We start from the raw sequence: 25,853 nt of genomic DNA on the forward strand, positions 1-25,853 counted from the left end.
TGCCTTCAGTGCTTCGCCGCAGGCGGCTACCGCGTCAGTTCCCTGAAGCCCTGCAGCAGGCGATCGATATCCTCCGGCTGGATATGGCCCATCGTGGAGATACGGAACAGCGCCGCCGACAGCCCGCCCTGCCCCGCATAGATGACAAAGCCACGCGCCTTGAGGCCGTCGTGCAGCTGCGGGTACGACAGGCCGGCCGGCAAGCGGTAGGCGCGCAATACCACCGAGGACTGCTCCGCCGGCCACAGGCCCGGCATGCCCAGGGTTTCCAGCCCCGCGCGCGCGCGTTCGGCAAGCGCGGCGTAGCGCGCATGGCGCGCGCGCCAGCCGCCTTCGTCCGCGAGTTCGCGCAGCGCCTCCACTAACGCATAATAGGCGTGCACCGACGGCGTGAACGGCGTATTGCGCTGATCCTGCAGCCGCGCCAGGCGTCCGAGATCGAGGTAGTAGGTCCGGCTGGCGGCCTGCGTCAGCGCGCTGCGCCGCACAATGACGAAGGCAGCGCCCGGCACGCCGTGCAGGCACTTGTTGGCCGTGGCGGCGACCGCCGCGATGCTGCCGCTGAAGTCGATCGCCTCGGCGCCGAAGCTGCTCACGCCATCGACCAGCAGGCGCACATTGCGCGCCCGGCAGAGTGCGTCGAGCGCCGGCAGGTCGTTCAGGCGGCCCGTGGTGGTCTCATGATGGATCACCGCCACATGCGTGATGGCGCGGTCCGCGTCCAGGGCGGCGGCGATCCTGTCGAGATCCGGCGCCTGCATCCAGTCGTGCGCCACCACCGCATGGTCGATGCGGTACTGCGCGGCGATCTGCGTAATGCGTTCGCCATACACGCCGTTCTGCACGATCAGCAGCTTGCCCTGCCCGGGCACCAGCGCGGCGATCATGCTTTCCACCGCGGCCGTGCCGGAGCCGGTCATCAGCACCGCGGCCCACTCGGCGGGATCCAGCCGGTAGATGTCCAGCAAGCGCGCGCGGGCTTCGTCCTGCAGGTCGAAGAACTCGCTTTCGCGGTGGCACAGGTCGGGCTGCAGCAGGCTCTGGCGCACGCGCTCCGACAATGTGACCGGGCCTGGATTGAGTAGCAGCATTACTGGTCTCCTTGATCTGCGCCGATGTGGCGCGCCAGGCGCGTCTTCACATCGACGGGGGTGATGGTCGGGCGCGGCAGGCCGTCCGGCGTGCCCGCGCTGATCGTCAGCGCCACCAGGCGCGGGCCGGCGGCGGGCTGCCGCGCGGCAGCGGCAAGCGCCTGGTCCAGGAGCCCGAGATGATCGCCTTCGCTGGCCGACGCATAGCCGCAAGCCGCGGCCACGCCGGCGAACGAGACATTGTGCGATACCGTGGCCTGTCCGCCCGTGGAATCATGGGCGCCGTTATCCAGCAGCACGTGGGTGAGGTTGGACGGCCCATAGGCGCCCAGCGTGGCGAACACGCCCATGCGCATCAGCGCCGCGCCGTCGCCGTCCACGGCCACCACGTCCAGGTCCGGACGCGCCAGCGCCAGGCCCAGCGCGAAGGGCGTGAGGCAGCCCATCGAGCCAACCATGTACAACTGGTTGACGCGGTCATCGAGCGCGTAAAGCTCGCGCCCGCAGAAACCGGTCGATGCCAGCACCACGGCCTTGTCCATCGGCGTATGCGCGATCACGCGCTGCAGTGCCTCGCGGCGCGTGGGCAGGCGCTCCTGCGCGGTGCCCTGGTCCGCCGCAAGAGACACCAGCGGCGTGCATCCGGGGCGCGGCGCGGGCCGTTCCTGCTGCTTCAGTTCATAGGGTGCAACGCTGCCTTTCTGCATCACCAGCGCGTACGGGCGGCCAGTGGCGTCCATATGCGCCACCGCGCGATCCAGTGCAGGGCCAACCTCGGCCGCATCGGTGGGGAAGGTCTCCCACGGGATCTCCATGGTGTCGAGCATGGACGGCGTGACCGGCCCCATCAGCGCATGCTGCGGTTCGTCGGCAACGCCAGGCTGGCCGCGCCACGTGACGATCAGCAACTGCGGCAGGCGGAAGGTCCAGGTGAGCGAGGTCAGCGGGCTTACCGCATTGCCCAGGCCGGAGTTCTGCATCATGGTAACGCCGCGGCGTCCGCCCTGCGCGCCCAGCGTCACGCCGGCGATCAGCGCCACCGCATCGCCCTCGTTCGCCGCCGACACGTAATGCAGCGACGGATCCTGCAGCACGTAATTGATGAACGGCGTCAGGTACGAGCACGGCACCCCGGCATACCAGTCGAAACCGCGCGCGCGCGCGGCTTCGACAAACTGTGCCGCTTCGATCATCGGGCCTCCTCTCCATCGGTGGTGCCGAGCGCGAACGGCGTTTGCGCGTGGGCGAAATCGCCTGCGCGGCGGAAGTCTTCCAGGTCGTTCACGCCGCGCCAGTGGCCGTGCACGTATTTCACCTCGATCTCTTCGCCGGCCTCGACCAGCGCGTTGAGCAGCGCCGGCATGTCCAGCGTATCGAAATCGTCGCGCCCGCGCAGTTCGCCGATCAGCGCCTGCAGACGCTCGCGCCCGGTGCCACGCACGCTCAGCAGCCCGATCCAGCGGCCGTGCGGTGCCTGCGCGCGGCCCGCGCCCGGCTCCTCGCCCTTGCTGGCAACATGGCGCAGCAGGACCTTCTGGCCGAACAGGTCGCGGTCGTCGGGCGCCGAGCAATAGGCGAAATCGCGCACGCTCCGGTTCGACGGCGCGGTGTGCGAGGAATCGACCACCACGCTGAACGGCGCGTCGCTCTCCAGCAGGTCGCGCAGGATATAGCTGCGGAACAGCAGGTCGCCATAGGCGATCACGGTATCCGTCTGCAGGCCATCGGCCGCGCATGCCAGCGACGCCAGCTCGCCGGTCTGCGCATGGCGCTCGTTGACCACCAGCTTGACGCCGGCGGTATCGATGGCCTGGGCCTGGTAGCCGCCCACCACGGTGATGTCGTTGATCGATTGCTTCTTGAACGCATCCACCAGCCAGCGCAGCAGCGGCTTGCCCGCCACCGGCAGCATCACCTTGGGCCGGTCTTCGGTGAGGGGTTCGAGCCCCGTGCCGCGGCCGGCCGCCAGCACCACCGCCGCACCCGGGGCCTGCGAGCCGGACAGGTACATCTTCTCGGCGGCCGAGTACTCGGCCGCATCCTGCAGGCGGAAGATTTCGTTGACGGAGGCGATGCGGTCCTCGACGTTGACCAGCGTCTCGCTGTCGTGGATCTCCCTGGCCACGGCCTGCATCGACGATGCCGCCACGCGGACCAGGTGGTTGGCCCAGATCACCATGCTGATGCCGGCCTTGCGGAAGACGTCGGTGGGCGTGCTGTAGTACTTGGTCGGCACGATCACCAGCGGAGCGCGGCCCGCCCACTCGCGCGCAAACGCCAGGATCTCGTCCGGACGCGACAGCTTGCTGTGGATCAGGATGGCGTCGGCGCCGGCCTGGCGGTAGGCCTCGGCGCGGCGCAGGGCTTCGTCCATGCCCCAGCCGGCGATCAGCGCTTCCACGCGGGCGACGATGGAGAAGTTGTCGTCCGTCTGCGAATCCTTGCCGGCCTTGATCTTGCCGCAGAACTCGTCGATCTCGGCGAGCGGCTGGCGCTCGCCGTCGATAAAGCTGTTGGTCTTGGGAAACTGCTTGTCCTCGATGCAGACGCCGGCAATGCCGCGCTGCTCGAGCTTGCGCACCAGGCGGCGCACATTGTTGAAGTTGCCGTAGCCGGTATCGCCGTCCAGCAGGATGGGCAGGTCGCTGGCGTCGGCCATGAACTCCAGCGTGTCGACCACCTGGGTCCAGCTTGCCTCGTTGTTGTCGCGCACGCCGTACTGGGCCGAGATGGCGAGGCCGGAGCCCCAGATGGCCTTGAAGCCGGCTTCGCGCACGATGCGGGCGGACAGGCCGTTGTGGGCTTCCATGATGAACTCGAGCGCATTGCTCAGCAGCATCTGGCGCAGGCGGGCGCTGCGCGAGGCAGTCGAGAAAACCGGGTCCATCGCGTTCATTGCGCCACTCCCACGATCGGCTGGAGTTCGGGCAGGACTTCGTCGCGCGCACGCGCGACATCGTTCGGGAAGTCGATCTCGATCCATGGCGCGCCGCTCACGTCGGCGATATCGAACACGTGGCCGCCTTCCAGCAGCAGGTCGCGCACCGCTTCCTCGTGCGGCATGTTGGCGCGGCCGCCGTCCACATAGCCCTGGACGATCTGCGCCAGGCGGCGCGCGGTCTGCTCCTGGAAACGGAAGAAACCGACCGACTCGCCGATGGTGTCGTACTCCAGGCCCACCGCGAGCTGCTTGCGCAGCTCGACCGGGACGCCGTTCTTCAGGCACAGCTTGACCGGCTCGTCGCCGGCTTCGAAATCGCGGTCGATCAGCAGGCGGTTGGTGCTGCCGCCTGCCACCAGCGCACCGAGGATGCGCTCGTCGTAGAGCACGTCCGCATCCATCAGCAGGACGTCGCCGCCGCGCGTGAGCGCATCGGCCACGGTGTGCACCGTCAGCACGCTGCCCAGGTCGTAGCGCGGGTTCAGCACGATTTCCGGGTAGGGCTGGCGTCCCAGGCGGAGCAGTTCCGCCTCCACCAGCGCGGGCTGGAAGCCCAGCGCCAGGACGATCTCATCGACGCCCGCCGCAGCAAGCATGCGCAGATGCCGCTCCAGCAGGGTGACCCCTTCAAAAGGCAACAGGCACTTCGGGAATTGTTCCCCGGGCTGTTGCTGCAGTCGCAGGCCAAGGCCCGCGGCCAGGATGATTGCTCGCATTCGTTCTCCGCACCCATGCAAATCAGACAGTATCAATCGGTGGCCTGCGGACTTGCCGCACGCCGCCGCTGGAAATTTCGTTCATTCAAATGCAAATACAGCAGCCCGGGCGCACCGAGCCCGATCTCGCGGGCCCGCTTGGCCAGCGACAGCGCCAGCGCCGCCTCGGGGGGCAGGCCCACGATGGGCGCCAGCAGCAGGTAACCGCCTTCCTGCGCGCCGAGCGAGCCCGGGATCGCAAAGGCCGCGCCGCGGATGGCCTGCCCTACGCTCTCCAGCAGCAGGGCGTCGAGCCAGCTGACCGGATGGCCGAGAAAATGCAGGGCCAGCCAGACTTCGCCGGTGCCGACCAGCCAGCCGGCCAGGCTCAGCGAGAAGGTGGCCGCCACCTTGCCGCGGGCGCGGTACATGCCCTGCACGGCCGCGTCCACCGCGTCGGCGCGCATCGTCAGGCCGGACCAGTCGCGCTTGCCGAACACCTTCGACAGCAGGCGCAGCAGCCGGCCGAACAAACCCCGCCTCTGCATCGCGTAGAACACCGCGATGCACAGCGCCAGCACGGCGGTGACGACGAGGGCCGGCGTGCGGAAATCCGCCAGCGCGCCATGCGTGCCATATAAGCCAAAAAGCGCAAGGCCGATCAGCGCGAACACCATCTGCGCGAGCGCCTGCATGGTGGTGCTGACCGTGATGGCGGCGGCGGCGTCGCGCATGCGCGTGCCGCGCTGCGCGAGATAGCGCACCATCAGCACTGGGCCGCCGATCTGCCCGGCCGGCAGCAGGCTGTTCACCGACTCGCCCGCCCAGCGCGCCAGCAGCGCATCGCGCATGGTGCCGTTCGCGCCATGGCGATCGAACAGCACATAGATCGCGCCGGCATCCAGCACCAGCGGCACCAGGTGAAAGGCGGCGACCGCCACCAGTCCCCAGCCAGCGGACATCAGCGCCGACGCGACGGAGCCGAATCCCTGCCAGGCGAGCAGCGCGACAAAGAGTGCCGCGCCGATCGTCAGCAGCAACGTTGCGGCACGGCTCATGCGCGGGGTTTCCGGCGCGGCGCCAGCTTCCTGAATACCTGGCGGAAACCGAAATAGGCGATGGCGTCCTTCATATTGGAGATGAAGCGCAGCCATGGACGCATGCCCGGATCGGTGACGTACTCGAAGGTCAGCGACACCCGCATCTCGTTGGCGCCGAGCGGTGTAATGCGATGGCGCAGCTTGTCGCCGTCGAAGAACACCAGCCCGCCGGGAGTGGTCTGCACCGAGCCGGGCTCATCGGGCACCTGGGCGTCGCGCGTGTGCAGCTCGTAGTCGAGGCGGCAGGAAGATTCCTCGATCACGCCCAGCAGCAGGGTATAGCGGCGGCCGTCGTAATAGGAGGTGTCGTAGTGCCAGCCGATGTGGTCGCCCGGACGCGTGTAGTAATACAGCGCGTAGGCGTGCGGATCGCTGTCCGGCGATGGCAGCAGCTTGTCGCCGCACAGTTGCTCGAGCCAGCCGATCAGTGCCTTCGACCGGTACAGCTCGGCGATGAACGGCGCGCGCTCGTCGATGGTGTGGCGGCTGACGCTGCCGCCCTGCTTGTGGCCGGGCAGGTAGTTGCGGTTGATCTCGGGGATCAGCGCGCGGGCGCTGGCGACCAGCTGCGCGGTGACTTCCGGCGCCAGGAATTCTTCCAGGTGCAGGAAAGCGCCCTGGCGCCCGAAATCGGCGCGCAGCCGGCTGCTGTCGAGCTTGCCGATGCCGGCAGCGACGGCGGCATCGGCGTCGGGCAGCGCGGCGCCGGCCCGGAGGGCGGGCTTGGGGGAGGACCGGGCTGGAGAAGCGCCGGAAATCGCAGGAGCGGACGGGGCGTCCAGCGTGACGTCGTTGGTGCCTTGCTCGCTCATCGGGTTCCCCTGATTTTCGTGGAAGGCGCGGCCACGGCCTCGGCCTGCTGCACGCTGCGCATCACCCGCCAGTAGTCGATGATGACCCAGGCCGCGAACAGCGGCGCGCCGATCGACGCCGCCGTCAGGAACGGCGCGATGCCGCCGGTCAGGGTCACGAGCGGCAGCAGGTAGAGCACATCCTCGGTCTCGAAACCCCCGACCGATGCCTGCTTCGTTCCCGTCTTGCCGACGCGCGCCTCGATCCGCATGCGCAGGAAGAAGATCAGCGCCACCGCCACGCCCGCCAGGGCGCCTTGCAGCACAGGCGACAGCGCGCTCCCGGGAACCTTGCCCACGATGGCCACGCCCATGCCCACGAACAGCAGGACCGTGATCAGCGCATCGCTCGCCAGATCGTAAAAATGGCCGATCTTGCTCGTTTTCCCGCTGATTCTCGCCAGTTCGCCATCGGTGTGGTCGACAAAGTTGGACAGGACGATCAACAAGGCGCCGTAGTTGGTCCAGGCGAAACCGCCCCGCATCAGGCAGGCGACACCGCCAAGGCCGATCAGCAGCCTCAGCGTGGTCAGATGGTTTGGGGTGACCCAGGAGTGCTTGAGCGGGCGTACAAGCGCGCGCGCCAGGCGGGCATCCCAGGTGCGCGGAGCGGGCGGCTCGCCATGGGAATTCGTTGGATTCTTGTTCATCTGGAAATAAATCTGCCGGCAGGAATGCTGCGCAAGGCTGGCATACTAGCGCCAGTTCACGCACCTTGCATTCCGGGAGTTCAACTTGACGATCCGCCGCAGATGTGCGTCGGATGTGGCGCGGCAGACTGCATCGCAAATGGTAAGCGATGTGATTTGCAACCTTACTCGCGCGACGCCGGATTGACAAGTGTTGGCAGCCGGGCCAGCCCGGCCGGCGGCGCGGGGGCAGGCGGCAGTGCGCGTGACGTGGATGCACGGGCGCCGGCGGCTTGACTTCAAGGCCGGTTGAGACACGGCCCCTGCACCATCCCGGTGCAACCGGCACGGCTGCGCGCCTGGATACGCGGCACGCAAAGCGCTCGCTGTGCCAGCGCAGGAATGCGCTCGGGAAGGGTCGGTGGACTTCGCCGTGGCGGCGCCCGTCAGCGAGATGCTGGACAGCGACCTCAGTTTCGAGCCGCTGCTCACCCTTGAGACCATGCTTGCCTGCCGGCGGGGACACCCGCTGGAAAACGCCAACCGCTGGAACGAATTGCTTGAGTGCGAATGGCTGATGCTGCTGCCGCCCGGCAGCCAGCACACGCATTTCCTGCGGATGCTCCGTGAAAAAGGGCTCGCCGTGCCCAGGCGCATCGTCAAGGTCAATACCTTTTTGGGCACCGGAATGGCGTGCTCAAGGCGCGGTGCTGCTGGCGTTGGCAGGCGCCCTCGATGCGTCCTGCGCCGTTGCGCCGGCATCGCCCGCCGGTATGCCGGGGGCACTGGCAGAAGCCGAGGCAGCGGCCGGCGCGGCGCCGGACGCGGCGTCCGCAAGCCCGTGCTCCTGGGCCCCGGCCTGCACCGCCGGCACATCCGGCGGCGCGGGCGAAGCCGCCACGCCGGCATCAGGCGCTGGCTCCGGCGGCGGCAAGGGCCGCTCCGCGCGCCGTGGCGCGGGCGGGGCTTCGGGCTTCGGCGCCGGCCCGAACAAACGCTGGAACCAGCCGCGGATGGTCGCGGCCATCGCGTCCAGCATGCCGGTCTCCTTCTGCTCCGCAAAGCGAATGCTCGGGTCGATCACGCGGGAGCGGAGGGTGCGCTGGAAAAAGTCGCCCACCATGGGCAGCGCGCTGTGCGCACCCTGGCCCCAATAGTCGCTGCGCAGCGTCACCCGGCTGTCGTTGAAGCCAACCCAGGCGCCGGCCACCAGTTGCGGATGCATCAGGATGAACCAGCCGTCGGCGTTGTCCTGCGTGGTGCCCGTCTTGCCGGCCACGTCCGCACGGATGCCAAAGCGGGTACGGATGCTCACGCCCGTGCCCCGGTCGACCACGCCGCGCATGACGTCGAGCAGCGTCTGCACGGTGGCCACCGGCAACGCCTGCTCGGGCGAGGCGGGCCGGAAGGTCTCCAGCACTTCGCCCTTGCGGTCTTCGATACGCGTGACCATCATCGGCTCCAGGTAGGCCCCCTGGTTGGCGATGGTGCCGTAGGCCGAGACCATTTCCTTCAGCGTGACCGGGCTGGTGCCCAGCGCCAGCGAGGGCACCAGATCGAGCCGGCTTTGCCGCACGCCCATGGCGCGGGCCAGCTTGGCGACCTTGGCCGGGCCCACGCTCTGCATCAGTTGCGCGGTGATCGTGTTCTTGGAATACACCAGGCCGTCGCGCAGGCTCATGGCGCGCCCGCTGGGGGGGCCGTCGTCGGCGGGCCGCCAGACCTCGCCGCCGGTCATGGGGATTTCCACCGGACGGTCAATGAAGGTGTCGTCGGGGCTGGCGCCCTGCTGGAAGGCCGCGCCATAGACGAAGGGCTTGAACGTGGAGCCCGGCTGGCGCTGCGCCTGCTGGACATGGTCGAAGGCATCCTGGCTGAAATCGCGGCTGCCGACCCAGGCCTTGATCTCGCCGTTGCGCGGGTCCAGCGCCATGAAGCCGGCCTGGATCCGGGTCTTCGACTGGCGCAGCGCCTGCATGAAGGCATTGTCCGCCAGCAGTTGCTTCATCGCCGCTTCCGGGGTCAGCCCGGACTCGCGCGCCGACCGGTACTCCGGCGTTTCGCGCACGAAGGCCTGCACCAGATCCCGGTTGGCGGCCCAGCCCGAGCGCGGCGCCCACGCCGCATTGGCGATGGCCTGCAGCCGGTTGCCCTGCCGCGCCACAGCCTGGTTGGCCAGCACCTGCAGGCGCGAATCGATGGTGGTGCGCACCACCAGCCCGTCGGTGTAGATGTTGTAGTCGTTGCGGTCGGCCCAGGTAATCAGCCATTTGCGCAGCTGCTGCGCGAAGTGCGGCGCCGGGCCGGGCGGCTCGGTCTGCCGTTCGAAGTCGACGCGCAGCGGCCGTTTCTTCAGCGATTCGTACTTCGCCGGATCGAGCTTCTGGTATTTGACCATCTGCGCCAGCACGGTATTGCGCCGCTGCAAGGCGCGCTCCGGGTTGATGACCGGGTTGTAGTAGCTGTTGCCCTTGAGCATGCCGATCAGCGTGGCGCTTTCCAGCACGTCCAGCCGGTCGGCGGATTTGTCGAAGTAGGTGCGCGCCGCCATCTCGATGCCGTACGCGTTGTAAAGGAACGGTACGGTATTGAGGTAGGTCTCCAGGATCTCGTCCTTGGTGTACAGGGCCTCGATCTTCAGCGCGGTGATGGCTTCCTTCAGCTTGCGCGTAAGCGTGGGCGCGCGGCCGATTTCATCCGGGTAGAGATTGCGGGCAAGCTGCTGCGTGATGGTTGAGCCACCCTGGCGGTCGCCGGAAAACGTACGCAGCGCGGCCGAGCCCATGCGCCGCCAATCCAGGCCGAAGTGCTGGTAAAAGCGGTGATCTTCGGTGGCGATCAGCGCGGTCGTCACATTGGGCGAGATATCGGCCAGTTTGACCCAGTCGCGGTTGGCCCATTTGAACACCGCCAGTTCCTTGCCATCCGCCGTCAACACCTGGGCGGGCTGGTCCAGCTTGGCCTTGCGGATATCCCGGATGCCCGGGGTGAACGGAATCAGGACCAGTACATAAAGCAGGAACAGGACCGGCACCGCAGCAACCGCCTTGACGACACCGCGGCGCGTGGGGCGCCGCAGGCGGGCCACCCGGCCGGCGGCGAGGGCTTTGATCTGGGCCAGATTCATGAGATTCCGGGGCAACGCGCTGGCTCACCGTCAATGGAAAGGCCTGCATCCTACCAAAATCGCTGCCGGCACCCCGGCCATCGGCCCCCGGCGCCGGAGACGCGGGCCGGTTCCATAGCGCCAGCCGGCTCAGTCGAAGCGATGCTCGACCAACACCAGGCTTTCATCCAGGCGCTCGTATTTGGAAGCAAAGCTCGCGTCGAACCGCACTACGCGCCGCAGTTCCGGGGCATACCATGCCACCGCCTGATAGGGCACCGAACTCCCGGCACCGCTGGAAAAGCCGTAGAAAGGCCGCAGCACATAGCCCTTGTAGGCCAGGCGCAGCACGCGGAAGCTGCCGGCGGGCAAGGTCATGGTGGACTCGCCGGTGGCCTCGCCGGTGAGTTCCGTGTTCAAGCCGCTGCCGGCCTGCTTGTAGCTGTACTTCCACTGCGCGCCCACCTTGACATCTTCCGGCACCCAGCCGCGCGGCGGCGACACCGATTCGAACTCACCGCCGCCGGGCGTATTGATCCGCTCGATACGGCCGTCACGCGTCTCGATGCGCGCGCCCTGGTTGAACGTCACGCGGTCCGCCTCGACCCGGTCGACACGGTAGACCACGTCGCGCCGCTTGCCGGTCAGTTTGTCGGTCAGCTCGTAGCGCCAGACCTCCCCCACACGGGGCGATACATTGCCGGCATCCGCCGTGCCCGGCGCAGCCGGCGAGCCTGCCGGAGCGGCCGAGGCCCTGGCAGCCGGCGCGGCAGACCGGTACTCGGCCATCGCGGCCGCGCCCCGCTCCTTCACCGCGGCGATCCAGCCGGCGGGCAGGGCTTTCAGCAGCTTCTCGCCAGGCGCGCGCCGGGCAGAAAGAATGCCGACGAGCCGGCCCGTTTCATCGAAGAGACCGCCACCGCTGGCTGCCGGCGGAAGATCAGCCGTAATCTCGATGCGGTCCAGCTTGCCATCCGCGCCGGCACGCAGACCGGCTACGCTTCCTTCCAGCACCACCACGCCGGAAGCGTCCGGGCTGGCCGCGGCCAGCACCTTCTGGCCAAAGGATGGCGCCGCGGCAGGCGACAAGCCGACGGGCGGCGCGTTGAAGTTCGACACACGCAACAGGCACAGGTCGCGCTGCACGTCGGGGGCTTCCAGCGTTGCGTCATAGCTTACGTTGTCGCGCCGCACGGTAATCCCGCGCGCGCCGGCCAGCACGTGGCAGGCGGTGACCAATTGCCCGGGGCCGATCACCACGGCCGAGCCGGACGACAGCGGCGCATTGTTTGCACCCAAGGCCCTGACGGCGTAGATGCTGGGGGTGAGCTTGGCTAGCAGTTGCGGGGTATCGAGCGCATGGGCGCTGGTGTTGGCCAAGGCAAGAAGTACAGGAATGACAAACTGGGCGGAATAGCGCATGGGTTGCAATGACGTTGTCTTACGCTCGAAGGGGGGCTGTCCCGCGCGTGGAGCAGGTAGCCGGCTTTCGGCAAATCGGTGAGGTGGCAGGCAGCGGAGCCGAAATCCGGGCGCGCAATGCGGGCGCGGGATTTCAGCGTGGCTGCAGAAGGTAGCGCAGGTCGTCCATCTGCACCGCTGCGGCACCGGTGGACGGCGTCCCGCGCGCGGCAACGGCATCCACCGGTGCCTGCACGGGCGCGGGCGCAGACGCAGCGGCCATAGCGGCCGTTTGGCGTTGGGCCTGGCCGGTAGCGGCCGCCATCGCCGGGACTGGCCACTCGCCTGTGTAGGAAAGCGAGGCCATTTCGCCCCGGGCGTTGGCCTCATCCTCCTCGCTCAGTTGCAGGCGGCCCGCCAGGACGCCAAAGGTAATCGAACTGCGCAGGTACCTGGTTTCGCCGGCCGCCAGCTTGAAGTGACGCGTGGTCTCGACCTCCGTGGTGCCGGCGGCGACATAGCTGCCCGGCTTGCGGTCCGCGTAGAAGAAACCACCGGGCCGGCTGCGTCCGACAACCTCCTCGTCGATGCGCAGTTCGGGCTGGATGGCCGCGCCTATCGGCGACGACGAGCGAAAGAAGAAAACCCGCCCTTCGTCCGCGCGCAAGGGCGGCATTGTTTGCGCTACTTCCTGGAAGGACGGCCCGGTGGCACACCCCGACGCCAATAACGAAGCCGCAATGCCGGCCATCAAGACACCCGTGAATCTCATCCCTGTACCCGTTCCTGGTAGTGGTTTTTTTCGCTATGACTTCTTGCGTGGCCGTATTCTGCAATGGCCGGCACCTTAGAACAAGGCTTTGTCGCGCCGACCATGCCGGGTCACCGGGTTGTCCCCGACGGTCGCGCGCACCTTGCCGCGCCCGGGAATCATGGCAGCACGCATCGCAGGGGATTGCCGGCCGGCGTGGAATCCACTAACCTCTGACTCATGCCGCGCTCGCAAAACCCGTCGATTATTCGCACCATCCCTGAGATGGTGGGTTAGCGCGCGTGGTCTGAACACACAAAGCAACCCGCCCCACGAGGCGGGTTTCTTGTTTCCGCCTCCCGGGGAGCTTTCCGCCAAGGAGAAGGAAATGCAGCCACACGAATCCGAACGATCCGCCCCCCATGCCGCCGCGCCCACCATCATGGAGCCGGCCATGCTCCATCTGGTTTGCGGAAAGATCGGCTCCGGAAAATCCACGCTGGCAAAGCAGCTCGCGGTCCGCCCAGGGACCGTCCTGATCTGCGAGGACGACTGGCTGTCGCGCCTGTATCCGGGAGAGCTCCGCGAGCTTGCCGACTATGTCCGCTGCACCGGCAGGCTCCGCGGCGCAATGGCGGGCCATATCGACGCGCTGCTGCGGGCGGGCTTGTCCGTCGTGCTGGACTTCCCCTCCAACACGCCAGCCAGCAGAAGCTGGGCCCGGGCGGTGTTCGAGAAGGCCGGCGCGGCGCATCGGCTCCACTATCTCGATGCGCCGGATGCCGTGTGCAAGGCGCGCCTGCGCGCCCGCAATGCCGGCGGCACGCATCCGTTCGAAACCACCGACGCGCAGTTCGATGAAATCACGCGCTATTTTGTCGCGCCGTCCGCAGAGGAAGGCTTCAACGTGATGCGGCATGAAGTGGCGTAAGGCAGCATAAAGCGGCATGGCGCGGCCGATACCGGGCTCCATGCCGCGGCCCGAGGCGATCGTCTTGCCGGAGCAGGAAGCGGCTTCCTGCTCCGCCTGAACCTGCCCGAAGTGCCAGTCGCTACACACGCCCCAATCATTCAAAATAATTCAATAAGCCATTGCGATAATCGCCGCCAACGGCATCTGCAGACGCCTAGACTTGCTTCACCGGCCAAGCAATCACCCACGCAGCGCGATGCAGGCCACATTCAAATATCCGCAACTTTCTTGAGGCCCTGAATCATGAATCCCAACGCTACCCAAGTCGCCATCGTCTACCACAGCGGCTACGGCCATACCGCCAGGCAAGCCGAGGCCGTCGCCCGCGGCGCCGCCGGCGTCGAAGGCGTGGAAAGCCTGCTGATCAGCGTCGACGACATCGACCAGCACTGGGACACGCTGGAAAACGTGGACGGCATCGTCTTCGGCGCGCCCACCTACATGGGCAGCGCATCGGCGCAGTTCAAAGGATTCATGGATGCCACCTCGCGCAATGTCTTCGCCAAGGGCGGCAAGTGGGCCAACAAGGTCGCCGCGGGATTCACCAACTCGGCGTCGCGCTCGGGCGACAAGCTGGCCACGCTGCAGCAGATCGCGATCTTCGCCGCGCAGCATGGCATGCACTGGGTGAACCTGGGCCTGCCCCCGGGCCACAACAACTCCAAGTCGACCGAAGACTCGCTGAACCGCCACGGCTTCTTCCTGGGCGCGGCGGCACAATCGAACGCCGACGAGAGCGCCGACGTGGTGCCGCCGCTGGCCGACCTGCGCACCGCCGAGCACCTGGGCGCCCGCGTGGCGGAAGTGGCGCAGCAACTGGCCGCAGGGCGCCAGGCGCTGGCGTCGCTGAAGAAGGCGGCCTGAGGCCGGCTGGCCTGTGAACGGGCCGCCCCGGTCCGGGGCGCACCGCAATGACGCAGCCGTTGCCGGCCAATCCCGGCAACGGCTGCCGCGCTTGCAGCTCAGCGCACGAGAAAGCCCGCCCCGACCGGGTCGGTCCGGTCGATCATCCAGCGCGCCGTGCCCAGGATGCTGGCCGTACCCTTGACGGTCGGGCGCACCGCGCGTGTCCCGTTGAGATCCACTTCGCCCAGCAGGCAGCCCTCGAAGGTACCGCTGCCCAGCAGCCCTTCGGACCGGATGGGCTGGTTGAGACCCAGCTTCCCGCGTGCCTCGAACATCGCCATCATGGCGCTGGTGCCGGTGCCACCGGGCGAGCGGTCGAGCTGTCCCGCACTGAACACGTGAACGTTCTTGTAGAAGGCGCCCTCGATGGTGGGCTGGTGCCAGAAGGTGATGAAGTTCAGGTTGTTGATATGCGCTTCGGTCGGATGCTGGATGCGCATCTGCTGCTTGATCTGGTCGCGCACCAGCAGGCCGAGCCGCGACAGCTCGCTGCCGTTGTCCGGCGAAATGCGCAGCGCACAATCGCTCAGGTCCACGATGCCGAAATAGTTGCCGCCCCATACCAGGTCGGCCTGGAGATCGCCATAGCCGGGCAGGTGCACCGGGATATCGCGCGCGGCAACGTAGGCCGGCACGTTTTCGAAGCGGGTCCACAGGACGTTGTCGCCTTCGGACGCCACCTCGGACACCACCAGGCCCGCGGTGGTCTCGAAACGGATGCGCGTCATGCCGTTGCTGCCGCGCGGCACCAGGCCCAGGGCCACCATCGCCATGCTCACGGCAATGGTGCCGTGGCCGCACATATGCGAATACTCGGTGCCGTCGATGTAGATCAGGCCGGCGTCGTATTCCGGGCTGGACGGCGGCGTGAGGAACACGCCGAACATGTCCTTGTGGCCGCGCGGCTCGCGCATCAGCGCCATGCGCAGCCAGTCGTAGTGCTGCTCGAGGAAGGCGCGCTTTTCCAGGATGGTGGAGCCGGGCGGATAGGGAATCCCGCTGTGCACGATGCAAAGCGGCTCGCCTTCGGTGTGGGTATAGATGACGTCGAACGCGTCTTGCTTGCGCATGGCTGGAGCTCCTTGCTCGAGGGTTTCGCAGTGGGTTGCGGAGGGGGTCATTTGCGGTCGGACAGCATGTCCAGGCCGATGGTCAAATCCAGGATCGCGATGGCCGCCACGGCCACCAGGATGGTCGCGCCCGAGACCGCGGCAATGGTCGGGTCGACGGTGTATTGCACGTAGTTGAAGAGCTTGACGGGAATCGTGTTGAGGTCCGCGGTGGTGTTGAAGATGGACAGCTCGACGTTGATCCACGAGGAAATGAAGGCAAAGATGGCGCCAGTGACGATGCCCGGGCGAATCTGCGGCAGCACGACCAGGAAGAACGTGGTCCACGGATTGGCGCCGAGATCGTAGGACGCTTCTTCCAGCGCGCGTTGCTCCGGCGTCATCAGCGAAAGAGTCGATCTCAGCACGAAGGGCGCGACGATGACGGTGTGCCCGATCAGCAATGACAGGAAGCTGCGCGTGAGGCCGAAATAGCCGCCGAACTGCAGCAAGGCCGCGCCCAGCACGATGTGCGGCAACACCAGCGGTGACATCAGCACCGCCGAGACGGCGCGCTTGCCGGGAAAGGCATAGCGCCCGAGCGCCAGTGCCGCGGGCACGGTCAGCGCCAGCGCCCCGAGCGTGGCCGCCAGCGCGAGCGCCGTGCTGGTCGAGAACGCCGAGACATAGCTCGGGTCGGCCAGCATCGCACCGTACCACCGCAGCGTCCAGCCTTGCGGGGGAAAGGCAAGGAAGGACGACGCCGTGAGCGAGCTGCCCAGGATGACCGCCAGCGGCAGCACCAGGTAGCCGAGCACGGCCCACGACACCAGCCGGATGAGAAGCCTGGCGATCATCGCGCACCTCCACGCATCTCCCCGGCGCGGCCGGCAAGCGCGACCATGGCGAGGGTGAAGACCAGCAGGACGATGCTGAGCGCACCGCCGTAGTGGATATCGAAGGTGGAACTGTATTGCTGGAAGATCAGCATGGAGAGCACCGAAATGCGGCCGCCCGACAGCAGTGCCGGCGTGACGTACGCGCTGACCGCCAGCGTGAAGACCATGATCGCGCCGGCCACCACACCCGGCAGCGTGAGCGGAAAAGTGACGTGGCGGAAGGTCGCGGCCGGGCTTGCACCGAGATCCGCCGAAGCCTGCTCGCAGCCGGGATCAACCCGCGCCAGCGCATTGCCCACCGCAAGCACCACGAACGGCAGCAGCACATAGACCATGCCGATCGTGATGCCCAGCTCCGTGCCCAGAAACCGTACCGGACGCTCCATCAGGCCCGTCGCCAGCAGGCTCTGGTTGACCAGTCCGTTGCGCCCGAGCAGCACCATCCAGCCGAACGAGCGCACGATATTGCTGGTGAACATCGGCACCACCAGCAGGATCACGCATACCCGGCGCCAGGCGCGCCAGCGCACCATGCGCACCAGATACCACGCCAGCGGATAGCCAAGGGCCACGCAGGCCAGCGTGGTCACGCAGGCAATGCGGAAGGTGACGAGGATCACGTCCCAGTGGTACCGGTCGGCCAGCACGCGCACATAGCTGGCCAGCGTCCAGCCGTGGCTTTCGCCGCCGGTAAGGCTGGCGGTCAGCACCACGGCCAGGGGCGCCAGGAAGAATGCCGCGAAAAACGCCAGCGGCGCCGCCAGCATCAGCCCGAGCGCCGTAAAGGGCTGCCTCATGCCGGCTCTCCGATCAGATGCAGGTGCGCGGGATGAAAGCCGAGCCGCACCTCGCAGCCTGGCCGCAGGCCTGCGGCGGGCAAGCCCGCGGTGCGCGCCACCATGACATGCCCGTCCACATCGGCGCGGATCATGGTGTGGCTGCCCACGCTGGCGATATCCGCCAGCACGCCGGGCCAGGCGCACAGCCGCGCATCGGCCGCGGCGGCGGCATCCAGCACCTGCAGATGCTCGGGACGCAGTACCGCCACGCCGCGCGGCGCCATGCCCGGCTGCACGGCGGGCACGGTGCGCCCGGCCACGGCCAGCCGGATTTCCTGGCTGCCGGAAGCCTCGTAGCCGATCAGGTTGGCGTCGCCGATGAATTCGGCGACGAAGCGCGTCGCGGGCGAGCGGTAGATCTCGGTGCCGGCGCCGATCTGCTCGATGCGCCCTGCGTGCATGACCACGATGCGGTCGGCCATGGTCATGGCTTCTTCCTGGTCATGCGTGACGAACACGAATGCAATGCCCAGCTTTTCCTGCAACTGTTTGAGTTCAAGCTGCATGTGCTTGCGCAGCTTCATGTCCAGCGCGGAGAGCGGCTCGTCGAGCAGCAGCAGCTTGGGCCGGTTGACGATGGCGCGCGCCAGCGCCACGCGCTGCTGCTGCCCGCCGGACATCTCGCGCGGATAGCGCTCGCCCAGCGCGGCCAGGCCCACCATCTCCAGGGCCTGCATGGCGCGCGCTCGCGCCTCGGCGCGCGGTGCGCCCTGCCGGCGCGGACCGTAGGCCACGTTCTCCAGCACGCTCATGTGCGGAAACAGCGCGTAGTTCTGGAACACCGTGTTGAGCGGACGCCGGTAGGGCGGCAGGCGCGTGACGTCCTGGCCCTCGATCAGGATGCGCCCGCTGTCCGGCGCCAGGAAACCTGCGATGGCGCGCAGCAGCGTGGTCTTGCCGCAGCCGCTGGGGCCCAGCAGGGCGACGAACTCGCCTTGCCGGATGTCCAGGCGGATATGGTCCAGCGCCGTATAGGCGCCGAAGCGCTTGCAGACGGCATCGATGCTCAGGAGAACTGACATCACTCGCTCCTCGCCCTAGCGCTTGCGCGCGACCTGCCGGTTCCACGCATCCGTGATCTCCGCGCGCCGCGCGTTGATCACGCTCCAGTCGAACAGGCTCAGGCTGTCCACCGAGCCGTTCACACCCCACGGCAGCTTGCGCGCCACGTCGGCCGGCACCTTGACGCCCTGCACGGCCGGCCCGAGATAGAGCTTGGTGGCCAGGCAGGTGGCCGCTTGTGGCGTCAGCGCCGTGTCGATGAACTTCTCGGCCGCGAGCCTGTTGCGCGAGCCCTTGACCAGGTGCAGGCGCGCATCGGTTGCCCACGCCCCTTCCTTGGGCACCACGAATCCGATGGGCACGCCCTTGTCGATGAGATCCCACGCACCCACGTTGAAATGCGCGCCGATCACGGCCTCGCCGCTCTGGAAGGCATTGGTGGCCGCGCCCGAGCTGTCGAAGAACAAGGCGGTATCCAGCGCGGCCAGCCTGGCGTAGACCGGGGCCAGGTTCGCCGGGTCCACACCCCACACCTTCGCCATGAACATCACGAACGGCACGCCGGAGGAGTTGGCCGGCGACGGCACCGCCACCGCGCCGGCGTACTCCGGCTTCCACATGTCCTTCCAGCTGGTGGGGGCCTGCCTGACTTCCTTGGTGCTGTAGGTCAGGCCCAGCGAGTAGTAGCCGGAGCCCACGGCATAGCTGATGCCACCGCTGCGGTAGATGGCCTTGGGCATCACGTTCTTCAGGTTGGGGATCGCCGCGGGATCGAGGTTGTCCACCACGCCGGCCTGATAAGCCAGTTCGCTGATGCCGCCGTCCATCCAGGCAACGTCGATGGCGGGGGCGGCCTTTTGCTGCTGCAGCTTGGCCAGGGTCGTGGTGGAGGTGCCGATTTCCGGCGTCACGGCGATCCCGGTGGCTTTGGTGAACGGCTCCGCCACGCAGCTGCGGAACGCATCGCCCCAGTTGCCGCCGTACATGGCGACGGTCAGTTTTGCCGGCTGCGCGGCCGCGCCCGGCGACCATGCGGCGACGCTTACTGCTGCGGCAACCGCAAGCGCGGTCCTGATGGTGCAGTGTGTCTCGGATCCCATGTCGTTCCCCTGAAAGATGCTGGCGTTGCAACCACAGCTGCATGTTGCTCGCGGGCAGCCGTCCCAGGCTTGCAGGCTGTGGTCATAAAGTTGAATAATTGCGTCATGCCAATCCCGCCCCCAGCCGGCACCGGCCCGCGCGAACCGGATATGCCCGCCTCCGTCGAGGAAAGGGGTAAACCCGAACTGAGCGTCGGCTTCGTGCTCTTGCACCAGTTCACGCTCGCGGCATTCTCCGGGCTGATCGATGTACTGCGCCTGGCCGCCGACCACGGCGGACGCAGCCGCCAGATCCACACCGGCTGGCGTGTCATGAGCATGGACGGCATGCCGCGCACCTCGAGCGCCGGCGTGACCGTGCAGGTGAACAGCGGCCTGTGCGCCGATCCGGGCGAGTTCGATTACGTGGCCGTATGCGGCGGCAACGACTATCCCAACACCTATATGCCGCCGGCGCTGCGCGACTGGCTGCGGCTGGCGGCCGCCAGCCGGGTGCGCATGCTGGGCATCTGCACCGGCACATTCGCGCTGGCGCAGGCCGACCTGCTGGGATCGCGTTCCGTTTGCGTGCACTGGAACGTGCTCGACGCCTTTCGCGAGCGCTATCCGCGCACGCGCGCCGTGGTGGACCATCTGTTTGTCGACGAAGGCGACCTGATCACCTGTGCAGGCTCGACCGCGGCGATCGACCTCGGCCTGTATCTCGTAGCCCGCCATTGCGGCAGGGAGAAAACCCAGCAGGCGGTACGCCACATGATGCTGCAGGGCATGCGGCCGGCCAAGCTGCCGCAGGCGCATTTCTACGCGGACCTGGCGGACATCAAGGACATCCGCGTGCGCCAGGCCGCCCACTACATCGAGCAGCGCATCGACAACCCGCCCTCGCTGGACGCCGTCGCCCGCTACGTGGGCGTGGGACGGCGGCAACTGGAGCGCGCCTTCCACGAGGCGATCGGCGTCTCGCCAATGGCGTTCCAGCGCTCGCTGCGGCTCGAATACGGCAGCTGGCTCCTGAAGAACAATCCATCCAGCATCACGCAGATCGCCCTGGACTGCGGCTTCGCCGATGGCGCCCATTTTTCGCGTGATTTCCGCGCCCGTTTCGGCGTCTCGCCCCGGCAGTTCCAGCAGCAACGGCAAGACTGCGTCGAGACCCCGGCGGCGCGCGTTCAGCCGGGTGCATGAAACGGCGCCGGCCGGATTCATCGCCACGCTTCGAATCCGGCACGCATGCACACCCTACCCTCCACCCTCACCACCGGCTGTCCAAACGCGCGGCGCGCCAGATGCGCCAGTGCGTCCGGCAACGGGTCGAACGCATGGACCGAATCGATCATCGGCTAAAGATACGTGTCGATTCCAGCCGTCCCGATTCGTCGTAGTATCAGAGCCGCCCGTCGAGCCTGGATCGACTTCGGGGTATGCGGCTTCAACAACCGACTCAAGGAGTGACGACGATGCGTGTCATGGTGATGGTGAAGGCTACGAGCCAATCGGAGGCCGGCAAGATGCCCGGCACGGAACTGCTTGCCGCGATGGGCAAGTTCAACGAAGAACTCGTCAAGGCAGGCGTGATGCTTGCGGGCGAGGGCCTGCACCCGAGCGCCAGGGGCAAACGGGTGCGCTTCTCGGGCAGCCAGCGAACCGTGGTAGACGGGCCGTTCACGGAGACCAAGGAACTCGTCGCCGGGTTCTGGCTGTGGCAGGTCAAGTCGATGGAGGAGGCCGTCGAATGGGTCCGGCGCTGCCCCAACCCCATGGAAGGCGACGCCGAGATCGAAATTCGCCCGCTGTTCGAGACCGCCGATTTCGGCGACGAACTCACACCCGAGTTGCGGGCCCAGGAAGAGCGCCTGCGCGCCGAGGTCGAAAGCCTGGGGAAAAAGCAGGGCTGATGCGAGCGCGGGTGAGGCGGCGGCGATCGAGAGCCGATGGGCCGACCCGCGCACAGGCCGGGCATCATGATTGCCCGGCGCATGGAAGATCACACCGGGGACGACAAGTCCCACATGGCAGCAACGGGCGGACAAGCATCGCTTTCCGCCCCCGCCATTTCGCCGTTACCGGCCGATCACACCAGCCTCAGGCATTGCCGCGGCGTGCATCGAGGCTGAAGCGGCCGGCGCCATAGACAACGATCTGCAGCAATCCGCCAGCCATCGCGATGTTCTTGAAGAAGTGGATGAACTGGTTCTGGTCGGCCAGGTGGGAGTGGAACGCCAGCGCGGTGGCTACGCTAAAGACGGCCAGAACGGCGGCCACGGCGCGGGTGCGATAGCCCAGCACCAGGGCCAGGCCGCCCACGACCTCCACCACGATGGCGATCGCCAGCGCCACCTGCGGGAGCGGCAATCCCACCGACTGGATATAGCCGATCATGGCCGCCGGCGCGGCCAGCTTGGATGCACCGGACAGCAGGAAGATGGCGCTGACCAGCACACGGCCGAGCAGTGCCAGACCCGCCGCGGCGGCGGAGTCGGCGTTGTCAAGGGGACGGGACTGGGCATTGAGTTGAGCAGCTTGGGACATGACGATTCTCCATTCGGTGCGGCCGCGCCACCATGGCGGACCGGTTGCTTCGAGGCCCGTATGCGAGATATGCGGACCTGGCTGTTCAGGCTGTTACGCCGCGTTGCATTGCGTCGCACAACCGATGGAGGAACTGTAGGCGCGTTTCCATGATCTCGAAACTGGGATAATATGAATCGAAACGTTCGATAAAATCGATAAGATGATCAACCCCGGCACCCCCACGCTAGATCAGCTGAAAGTCTTCCTGACCGTGGTGGATGTCGGCAGCTTCGCCGGGGCGGCGCGCAAGCTGAGCCGGGCGACCTCGGTCATCAGCTACACCATCGCCAACCTGGAGAACCAGCTCGGGGTAGCGCTGTTCGACCGCAAGACCACGAAAAAGCCGCAGCTGACCGAGGCCGGCCGCACCGTGCTGGCGGAGGCGCGCACGATCTACAACGGCGTCGACGGGCTGCGCGCGAAAGTCAGAGGGTTGCTGCAAGGCCTGGAAGCGGAGATTCACCTGGTGCTGGACGTGATGCTGCCCGCCGCGCGCGTGGTCGACGCCCTGAAGGCATTCCGCGAAGCCTTCCCGACGGTGTCGCTTCACCTGCACATGGAGGCGCTCGGCGCGGTGACGCAGCTGGTGCTGGACCGCGCGGCCACGATTGGCGTCAGCGGGCCGCCGAGCGAAGGCGTGGCCGGCATCGAACGCATTGCCATCGGCAGCGTGCCGCTGCGGCCGGTGGCGGCGCCGGACCATCCGCTGGCCCAGGGCGGCCGGAACCCGCCAGGCGCGGGACGCCATCACGTGCAGCTGGTGCTGTCCGATCGTTCCGCGCTCACGCGCGGCGTGGACTTCGCCGTGGTCAGCCCGCACACGTGGCGCCTGGCCGATCTTGGCGCCAAGCATATGCTGCTGCGCGAGAGCATCGGCTGGGGCAATATGCCGGTGCCGATGGTGCAGGAAGATCTCGATAGCGGCCGCCTGGTGCTGCTCGACCTGCCCGACCACCAGGGCATCCCCTACCCCTTCCACGCGATCTACCGCACCGATACGCCGCCCGGCCCTGCCGCCGCCTGGCTGATCGCCCGCTTCGCCGCGCAGGCTGGCGGCTGAGCGCATTGCTTGCGCCGGGTTTCCGGAGCGGGGCATGCGCATGCGCGCACTCGATTCATCGCGTTTGTGCCGGGCCGCTCCGGTCTTGCCACGATCAGCACGTCACCGGGTTCGCGCCGATCCACCAGACGGTGCGGAACCGGACGAAAACGCTTCCCGACGCGACTGCAGCATCATCAGCACGGCGAGCAGGATGGTCGCCAACAGGAGTCCGCCGTCAAAAAGATAGAGGGTCGAACGTACGCCAACCTGATCCGCCAGCGCGCCGCTCGCGATGACCGGCACGCTGAAGCCGAAATACGCAAAAAGGAAATAGCCGGAACTTGCCCGTGCCCGGTTGGCGTTGGTCGACGAGGCCGAAATCGCGGCGAGGCCTGCCAGATAGGTAAAACCATAGCAAGCCGAGCCCGTGAGCATTGCGCCGGACAGCAGCAGCGGCAACGACGACCAGACCACCCCCGCGACCAATACCGTAAAGCCGATCGGTACCAGCAGCATGCCAAGGCGCAGCGACCGCGGAGGCGATAGCTTGCGCGCCAGGGGCTGAACAACGAGCCCGGTTGAAATCACGAAGAACGTGGAGAATCCCGTCCATACCTCATGTCCATGCGACGCGAGCGCGGCCGGCACGAGCGCAATCACAACTCCGACTGCCGACCATGCAATGAGGATTGCGAGGCTATAGGCGAACGCCTCACGGGGAAAGACAGGCGTGCGAAGCCATGCTGACGAGCGCGTGAACGCCGGCTCGCCGATCCTGCCGAGCAGGGTCAGCCCACAAGCCGCAAGGAATAGATACGCACCATACGTCGCGGGTGTCTCCTGGGACGGAACCGCCAATATGCAGAGGCCGGTCGCAAGCGCTCCGCAACCGAAGCCCAGGGACGTGGCCGCAGCGACGATGCGGGCAGCGCGGGCGGTCGCGTCTGGCCGGGGTCCGATCAATTCGACCAGGAACTGCGTTCCGCTCCCGGCCATCAGTCCCGTCGCGATGCCGCACAAGCCTCGTGCGGCCGCGACCGCTTCGAGCCGAGGCCAGATCATTGGCAAGGAGGTGGCCGTGGCGGTGAGCAGCAGCGCAGCGATCAGAGGCCATTTCCGCCCCACGCGGTCCGATAGCCCGCCAAGGAAAATCAGTGTGGGCACCAGGCCGGCCACGTAGCAGGCGAAAGCCAGCGTTAGCGCGCCGGTGCCCATTTGACTTGCCCGCGCATAGGTTGCGTAGAGCGGCGCCTGCAGATTCACTGCGCCGGTGATAAGGAAAAGCGTCAATGCCACCACCCGGACGGGCCATGCGCCGAGCTTCGCGGCGGGAGCGGATACAGAGTCACCCATGAGGTTCGTTGTTGATGATCGACGGAGGGGGTATTGGAGGGAGTATTGCCATTCCCTGTTATTAGTGCAATGATTTAATTGCACTAATATCAATCCGAGAATATATGGCTGCTCCCGCCCGATACCGGGAACACGTCGAAAGACTTGCGGCGCTCATCCAGGATGGCTCACTCCCCGCCGGCAGCCGTCTGATGCCGCACCGCGACTATGCGGACGAGCACGGCATCGCCGCGGCGACCGTCGCGCGGGTCTATAGCGCGCTCATTGAACGTGGCCTGGCGATCGGCGAAGTCGGCCGGGGCACCTTCGTCCGCACGCTCGAAACGCAGGTCGCGGCCGAGTTCTCGCAAACCAGCGAGCGTGAACCCGGCTTGGTCGACCTGGCGTTCAACTACCCTGTCCTGCCGGAGCAGGCGGCACAGTTGCGCCATGCGCTGCGTGCTTTGTCGGACAAGGGGGACCTGTCGGCGCTTCTCGACTATCACCCGCATCCGGGACGCCGCGAGGACAGGGAGGCAGCGGCAAGCTGGTTTTCCATCGACGGCGCCCCAATCGCCGCCGCGGACATCATGGTTTGCGGAGGAAGCCAGCATGCGCTCAGTGTTGTCCTGGCAGCGCTGGTCACGGCGCGCGACCTGGTCGCCGTCGAATCCCTGACCTACCCCGGCTTCAAGAGTGCGGCGAAGCTATTGGGCATCCCCTTGGCCGGCGTGCAGATGGACGCCGCCGGCATCGTGCCGGAGTCGCTCGATGCCGTCTGCCGGAAGCATGCAGGCCGAGTCCGCCTGGTCTACACGATGCCCACGGTTCACAACCCCACGGGTGCGGTGATGCCGCTTGAGCGGAGGCTCGCTTTGATCGAGGTTGCGCGGCGTCACGGCTTGCTGCTGGTCGACGACAGCGTGTACGGCTTTCTCGAAGCTTCGCCGCCGCCGTCGCTGCGCAGCCTGGCGCCGGATTGCGTGATCGAAATCCATAGCCTGTCGAAAAGTGCCGCGCCAGGGCTGCGGGTGGGCTACATGGTCGCGCCGGAACGGGTTCGGCAACGGCTGCATGAGGGGCTTCGCGCCACGATGTGGTCTGCGAGCGCCATTGCCGTGGCACTCGCCACCGCCTGGATGCGGGATGGCACGCTAGGGAACTGGATCGTGGCGAAACGCCAGGAAGCAAGGTTGCGCCAGGACCTCGCGAGAAGGATTCTGGGGTCGTGGCCCGTCACGGCGCATCCCGCCAGCTTCCATCTGTTGCTTGATCTTCCCAAATACTGGAGACCGGATGACCTCGTTTTCGCGTTGGCGCGACGCGGCGTGCATATCACGCCTTTGTCGGCGTTTGCGGCGCCAAACGTCCCGGTGAGCCGTACGGTGAGAATCGCGATGGCGGCGCCTGCGACCATTCGTCAACTCGAGTTGGGACTGCAAACCGTGGCTGAGACGTTGAACGGTCCGCCCTTTGCACGGCAATAGCGCGTGAAGGGCGACTCAGTTCGCTACTCCCGAGAAATCGATGGAAACTGCATGGCTTGCCGCCGCCCCGGCGCCGCAGGCGGATACC

At 67.1% G+C, this 25,853-nt stretch carries 23 protein-coding genes; 6 read left to right on the plus strand and 17 right to left on the minus strand.

Annotated features, from left to right (window positions below; translation table 11 throughout):
* Positions 1-26 precede the first annotated feature (26 nt).
* The 10 genes from AC3FOF_RS14270 to AC3FOF_RS14315 all read right to left on the minus strand — a co-directional run bounded on the left by AC3FOF_RS14270 (position 27) and on the right by AC3FOF_RS14315 (position 12,490).
* Positions 27-1,091 (minus strand): 2-aminoethylphosphonate aminotransferase, encoded by a 1,065-nt coding sequence (locus AC3FOF_RS14270; protein ID WP_488726959.1) that lies wholly within the window; start codon positions 1,089-1,091, stop codon positions 27-29.
* Positions 1,091-2,284, minus strand: a complete 1,194-nt coding sequence (aepY, locus tag AC3FOF_RS14275) for a phosphonopyruvate decarboxylase (protein WP_488726960.1) — start codon at positions 2,282-2,284, stop codon at positions 1,091-1,093. Before aepY ends, AC3FOF_RS14270 begins: the two co-directional genes overlap by 1 nt.
* On the minus strand, positions 2,281-3,987 hold the full coding sequence (gene aepX / locus AC3FOF_RS14280; protein ID WP_017229691.1) for a phosphoenolpyruvate mutase: 1,707 nt from the start codon (positions 3,985-3,987) through the stop codon (positions 2,281-2,283). Before aepX ends, aepY begins: the two co-directional genes overlap by 4 nt.
* The gene (locus AC3FOF_RS14285) at positions 3,984-4,748 is read right to left on the minus strand and encodes a phosphocholine cytidylyltransferase family protein (protein ID WP_017229690.1); all 765 of its coding nucleotides are present in this window, start codon (positions 4,746-4,748) and stop codon (positions 3,984-3,986) included. Before AC3FOF_RS14285 ends, aepX begins: the two co-directional genes overlap by 4 nt.
* Positions 4,749-4,780: 32 nt before the next feature.
* Complete coding sequence (locus AC3FOF_RS14290) at positions 4,781-5,785, minus strand: flippase-like domain-containing protein (protein ID WP_488726961.1); 1,005 nt, start codon at positions 5,783-5,785, stop codon at positions 4,781-4,783.
* Positions 5,782-6,639 carry a HalD/BesD family halogenase gene (locus tag AC3FOF_RS14295; protein ID WP_488726962.1) on the minus strand — a complete coding sequence of 286 codons (858 nt, stop codon included), beginning with the start codon at positions 6,637-6,639 and terminating at the stop codon, positions 5,782-5,784. The genes AC3FOF_RS14290 and AC3FOF_RS14295 overlap by 4 nt, the downstream gene beginning before the upstream one ends.
* The gene (locus tag AC3FOF_RS14300; protein ID WP_017229688.1) at positions 6,636-7,328 is read right to left on the minus strand and encodes a CDP-alcohol phosphatidyltransferase family protein; all 693 of its coding nucleotides are present in this window, start codon (positions 7,326-7,328) and stop codon (positions 6,636-6,638) included. Before AC3FOF_RS14300 ends, AC3FOF_RS14295 begins: the two co-directional genes overlap by 4 nt.
* Positions 7,329-8,004: 676 nt before the next feature.
* The gene (locus AC3FOF_RS14305; RefSeq protein ID WP_276265369.1) at positions 8,005-10,434 is read right to left on the minus strand and encodes a penicillin-binding protein 1A; all 2,430 of its coding nucleotides are present in this window, start codon (positions 10,432-10,434) and stop codon (positions 8,005-8,007) included.
* 129 nt (positions 10,435-10,563) lie between these two features.
* Positions 10,564-11,835, minus strand: coding sequence for a S1 family peptidase (locus AC3FOF_RS14310; RefSeq protein WP_276265368.1), 1,272 nt, complete (start codon positions 11,833-11,835; stop codon positions 10,564-10,566).
* A 133-nt stretch (positions 11,836-11,968) separates the two neighbouring features.
* Positions 11,969-12,490 carry a DUF2846 domain-containing protein gene (locus tag AC3FOF_RS14315; protein ID WP_488726963.1) on the minus strand — a complete coding sequence of 174 codons (522 nt, stop codon included), beginning with the start codon at positions 12,488-12,490 and terminating at the stop codon, positions 11,969-11,971.
* A gap of 463 nt (positions 12,491-12,953) precedes the next feature.
* Here AC3FOF_RS14315 and AC3FOF_RS14320 point away from each other — a divergent pair, with 463 nt between their 5' ends.
* Both AC3FOF_RS14320 and AC3FOF_RS14325 read left to right on the plus strand, forming a co-directional pair.
* A complete protein-coding gene (locus AC3FOF_RS14320) occupies positions 12,954-13,496 on the plus strand; it encodes a P-loop nucleotide/nucleoside kinase family protein (protein ID WP_488726964.1) in 543 nt (180 codons plus the stop codon).
* A gap of 285 nt (positions 13,497-13,781) precedes the next feature.
* Positions 13,782-14,402 (plus strand): flavodoxin family protein, encoded by a 621-nt coding sequence (locus AC3FOF_RS14325; protein WP_488726965.1) that lies wholly within the window; start codon positions 13,782-13,784, stop codon positions 14,400-14,402.
* 98 nt (positions 14,403-14,500) lie between these two features.
* Here the strand turns inward: AC3FOF_RS14325 and AC3FOF_RS14330 are convergent, their stop codons facing one another.
* From AC3FOF_RS14330 to AC3FOF_RS14350, 5 genes are read right to left on the minus strand one after another with little or no spacing between them, the layout of a single operon-like run.
* Entirely contained in the window at positions 14,501-15,514 is a 1,014-nt protein-coding gene (locus AC3FOF_RS14330) for a proline racemase family protein (RefSeq protein ID WP_488726966.1), read from the minus strand.
* 47 nt (positions 15,515-15,561) lie between these two features.
* Positions 15,562-16,350 (minus strand): ABC transporter permease, encoded by a 789-nt coding sequence (locus AC3FOF_RS14335; protein ID WP_488726967.1) that lies wholly within the window; start codon positions 16,348-16,350, stop codon positions 15,562-15,564.
* Positions 16,347-17,189 (minus strand): ABC transporter permease, encoded by an 843-nt coding sequence (locus tag AC3FOF_RS14340; RefSeq protein WP_488726968.1) that lies wholly within the window; start codon positions 17,187-17,189, stop codon positions 16,347-16,349. Before AC3FOF_RS14340 ends, AC3FOF_RS14335 begins: the two co-directional genes overlap by 4 nt.
* A complete protein-coding gene (locus AC3FOF_RS14345; RefSeq protein ID WP_488726969.1) occupies positions 17,186-18,253 on the minus strand; it encodes an ABC transporter ATP-binding protein in 1,068 nt (355 codons plus the stop codon). The genes AC3FOF_RS14340 and AC3FOF_RS14345 overlap by 4 nt, the downstream gene beginning before the upstream one ends.
* Before the next feature lie 15 nt (positions 18,254-18,268).
* Positions 18,269-19,333 (minus strand): ABC transporter substrate-binding protein, encoded by a 1,065-nt coding sequence (locus AC3FOF_RS14350; protein WP_488726970.1) that lies wholly within the window; start codon positions 19,331-19,333, stop codon positions 18,269-18,271.
* Positions 19,334-19,438: 105 nt separating this feature from the next.
* Between AC3FOF_RS14350 and AC3FOF_RS14355 the strand changes: the two genes are divergently transcribed.
* Both AC3FOF_RS14355 and AC3FOF_RS14360 read left to right on the plus strand, forming a co-directional pair.
* A complete protein-coding gene (locus AC3FOF_RS14355; protein WP_488726971.1) occupies positions 19,439-20,518 on the plus strand; it encodes a GlxA family transcriptional regulator in 1,080 nt (359 codons plus the stop codon).
* A 272-nt stretch (positions 20,519-20,790) separates the two neighbouring features.
* The gene (locus tag AC3FOF_RS14360) at positions 20,791-21,228 is read left to right on the plus strand and encodes a YciI family protein (protein WP_017230027.1); all 438 of its coding nucleotides are present in this window, start codon (positions 20,791-20,793) and stop codon (positions 21,226-21,228) included.
* A gap of 187 nt (positions 21,229-21,415) precedes the next feature.
* Here the strand turns inward: AC3FOF_RS14360 and AC3FOF_RS14365 are convergent, their stop codons facing one another.
* Entirely contained in the window at positions 21,416-21,862 is a 447-nt protein-coding gene (locus tag AC3FOF_RS14365) for a DoxX family protein (RefSeq protein WP_276267657.1), read from the minus strand.
* Positions 21,863-22,064: 202 nt separating this feature from the next.
* On the opposite strand from AC3FOF_RS14365, the gene AC3FOF_RS14370 reads away from it, so the two are divergent.
* Positions 22,065-22,964, plus strand: coding sequence for a LysR family transcriptional regulator (locus AC3FOF_RS14370; protein ID WP_276267658.1), 900 nt, complete (start codon positions 22,065-22,067; stop codon positions 22,962-22,964).
* Positions 22,965-23,066: 102 nt separating this feature from the next.
* Here the strand turns inward: AC3FOF_RS14370 and AC3FOF_RS14375 are convergent, their stop codons facing one another.
* Positions 23,067-24,299, minus strand: coding sequence for an MFS transporter (locus AC3FOF_RS14375; protein WP_276267659.1), 1,233 nt, complete (start codon positions 24,297-24,299; stop codon positions 23,067-23,069).
* Between the two features lie 104 nt (positions 24,300-24,403).
* Between AC3FOF_RS14375 and AC3FOF_RS14380 the strand changes: the two genes are divergently transcribed.
* Complete coding sequence (locus AC3FOF_RS14380) at positions 24,404-25,765, plus strand: aminotransferase-like domain-containing protein (RefSeq protein WP_488726972.1); 1,362 nt, start codon at positions 24,404-24,406, stop codon at positions 25,763-25,765.
* Positions 25,766-25,853: the final 88 nt, after the last annotated feature.

This window comes from Cupriavidus sp. 96C5-1, from assembly GCF_057798855.1.

Coding starts and splice junctions, on each gene's coding strand:
- AC3FOF_RS14270 (WP_488726959.1), bottom strand. CDS start 1,091: ATGCTGCTACTCAATCCAGGCCCGGTCACATTGTCGGAGCGCGTGCGC.
- aepY (WP_488726960.1), bottom strand. CDS start 2,284: ATGATCGAAGCGGCACAGTTTGTCGAAGCCGCGCGCGCGCGCGGTTTC.
- aepX (WP_017229691.1), bottom strand. CDS start 3,987: ATGAACGCGATGGACCCGGTTTTCTCGACTGCCTCGCGCAGCGCCCGC.
- AC3FOF_RS14285 (WP_017229690.1), bottom strand. CDS start 4,748: ATGCGAGCAATCATCCTGGCCGCGGGCCTTGGCCTGCGACTGCAGCAA.
- AC3FOF_RS14290 (WP_488726961.1), bottom strand. CDS start 5,785: ATGAGCCGTGCCGCAACGTTGCTGCTGACGATCGGCGCGGCACTCTTT.
- AC3FOF_RS14295 (WP_488726962.1), bottom strand. CDS start 6,639: ATGAGCGAGCAAGGCACCAACGACGTCACGCTGGACGCCCCGTCCGCT.
- AC3FOF_RS14300 (WP_017229688.1), bottom strand. CDS start 7,328: ATGAACAAGAATCCAACGAATTCCCATGGCGAGCCGCCCGCTCCGCGC.
- AC3FOF_RS14305 (WP_276265369.1), bottom strand. CDS start 10,434: ATGAATCTGGCCCAGATCAAAGCCCTCGCCGCCGGCCGGGTGGCCCGC.
- AC3FOF_RS14310 (WP_276265368.1), bottom strand. CDS start 11,835: ATGCGCTATTCCGCCCAGTTTGTCATTCCTGTACTTCTTGCCTTGGCC.
- AC3FOF_RS14315 (WP_488726963.1), bottom strand. CDS start 12,490: ATGCCGCCCTTGCGCGCGGACGAAGGGCGGGTTTTCTTCTTTCGCTCG.
- AC3FOF_RS14320 (WP_488726964.1), top strand. CDS start 12,954: ATGCAGCCACACGAATCCGAACGATCCGCCCCCCATGCCGCCGCGCCC.
- AC3FOF_RS14325 (WP_488726965.1), top strand. CDS start 13,782: ATGAATCCCAACGCTACCCAAGTCGCCATCGTCTACCACAGCGGCTAC.
- AC3FOF_RS14330 (WP_488726966.1), bottom strand. CDS start 15,514: ATGCGCAAGCAAGACGCGTTCGACGTCATCTATACCCACACCGAAGGC.
- AC3FOF_RS14335 (WP_488726967.1), bottom strand. CDS start 16,350: ATGATCGCCAGGCTTCTCATCCGGCTGGTGTCGTGGGCCGTGCTCGGC.
- AC3FOF_RS14340 (WP_488726968.1), bottom strand. CDS start 17,189: ATGAGGCAGCCCTTTACGGCGCTCGGGCTGATGCTGGCGGCGCCGCTG.
- AC3FOF_RS14345 (WP_488726969.1), bottom strand. CDS start 18,253: ATGTCAGTTCTCCTGAGCATCGATGCCGTCTGCAAGCGCTTCGGCGCC.
- AC3FOF_RS14350 (WP_488726970.1), bottom strand. CDS start 19,333: ATGGGATCCGAGACACACTGCACCATCAGGACCGCGCTTGCGGTTGCC.
- AC3FOF_RS14355 (WP_488726971.1), top strand. CDS start 19,439: ATGCCAATCCCGCCCCCAGCCGGCACCGGCCCGCGCGAACCGGATATG.
- AC3FOF_RS14360 (WP_017230027.1), top strand. CDS start 20,791: ATGCGTGTCATGGTGATGGTGAAGGCTACGAGCCAATCGGAGGCCGGC.
- AC3FOF_RS14365 (WP_276267657.1), bottom strand. CDS start 21,862: ATGTCCCAAGCTGCTCAACTCAATGCCCAGTCCCGTCCCCTTGACAAC.
- AC3FOF_RS14370 (WP_276267658.1), top strand. CDS start 22,065: ATGATCAACCCCGGCACCCCCACGCTAGATCAGCTGAAAGTCTTCCTG.
- AC3FOF_RS14375 (WP_276267659.1), bottom strand. CDS start 24,299: ATGGGTGACTCTGTATCCGCTCCCGCCGCGAAGCTCGGCGCATGGCCC.
- AC3FOF_RS14380 (WP_488726972.1), top strand. CDS start 24,404: ATGGCTGCTCCCGCCCGATACCGGGAACACGTCGAAAGACTTGCGGCG.